The following is a 1,255-nucleotide window of genomic DNA, read 5'->3' as shown; positions in this document are numbered from 1 at the left end:
CAAAGGGTTTCAATTGTTACAACCAGCGCTCCAAGAGCTGAGCCAATCCGGATGGCGACATCAACTAGAGTTAGTTATTTTTGGTGACTCTCGGCCAGACAATCCACCTGAGTTTGGTTTTAACGCTCACTACTTAGGGACATTCAGCGATGATCTCTCCCTAGCGCTAGTTTATGGAGCAGCAGATGTATTTGTTTGCCCTTCCCTTCAAGATAACTTGCCCAACACAGTCATGGAAGCGATCGCATGTGGAACTCCTTGCGTCGCCTTCAACATTGGCGGGATGCCCGATCTGATTGAGCACCAGAAAAACGGCTATTTAGCCCAACCTTACCAAATTGAAGCTCTAGCTCAAGGAATTGCTTGGGTGCTAGAGAACACAGAACGACATCAGAAACTATCCTACCGCGCCCGCGAAAAAGTAGAAAAAGAATTTACCTTAGAAATTCAAGCAAGACGCTACTTATCCCTTTTTACTGAAATTTTATCCGGAGTATAACTATCATTACTAGAAAATATAGTATCACTGATATAACTAGGGTTATATAACTCTCAATAAGAGATAATTCATGATAAATTTAAAAAGGTTATCTACTAATCAGTTAATAACTTTTTTTTTAATAAAATTAGAACCATTTTTGATTGGAATATGCTTATTTTCCGGCATGTTTCTTGATTTTCCAGGTCCTCTACTTAAGCTTTTAAAAGTTGGTAGCTATCTAATCTTGTTTTTTTTAATTCTTTGGCGATGGAAAAGATTTGCCTATGTTTTTACAAGGGATATACCGTTACTATGCTTAGTAGGGACTGCTGTGTGGTCGGTTGGATGGTCTGCGGTTCCCGGTATTCCAGAATTACTTAGAGCCGTCTTACGTGCAACTGCCCTCGGAGCATACTTAGCAGTTCGCTATAACCCTAAGGAGCAAATGCGTCTGGTGGCATGGGTGCTAGGTATAGTGGCGATTTTAAGCTTATTGGTCACTTTAGCTCATGGCTTAGGGGACGCTCCCGCTCAGGGTATCTTTAGGCATAAAAATCATTTAGCTCGTCTGATGACCCTAAATGCCATAATTTCGTTATCGAGCATCCTCAACCATCGGAAATATCGCTGGGTAGGGTGGGTGGGATTTAGCTTATCTGTTTTGATGCTACTACTTTCTCAGGGAAAATCAGCATTGCTAATCTTTTTAGTTATGATTACCCTGCTGCCCCTTCACAACTTTGTAAAACAGAACTATAAGTTACAAACTGTTCT

Annotated in this window: 1 protein-coding gene and 1 pseudogene; both read left to right on the top strand. The window is 41.0% G+C overall.

Going from position 1 to position 1,255, the window contains the following annotated elements; all coding sequences use genetic code 11:
* On the top strand, nucleotides 1-499 hold a 499-nt coding region (locus F6K51_RS37590; RefSeq protein ID WP_293031352.1), incomplete at its 5' end, for a glycosyltransferase.
* A gap of 70 nt (nucleotides 500-569) precedes the next feature.
* Nucleotides 570-1,255 (top strand): annotated as a pseudogene (locus tag F6K51_RS37585) (hypothetical protein); the annotation flags it as partial.

Source organism: Moorena sp. SIO3I8, assembly GCF_010692325.1.
Lineage (GTDB): Bacteria > Cyanobacteriota > Cyanobacteriia > Cyanobacteriales > Coleofasciculaceae > Moorena.
Note: the sequence above shows the minus strand (reverse complement) of the source record. Positions and strands in the feature narration are given on the sequence as shown.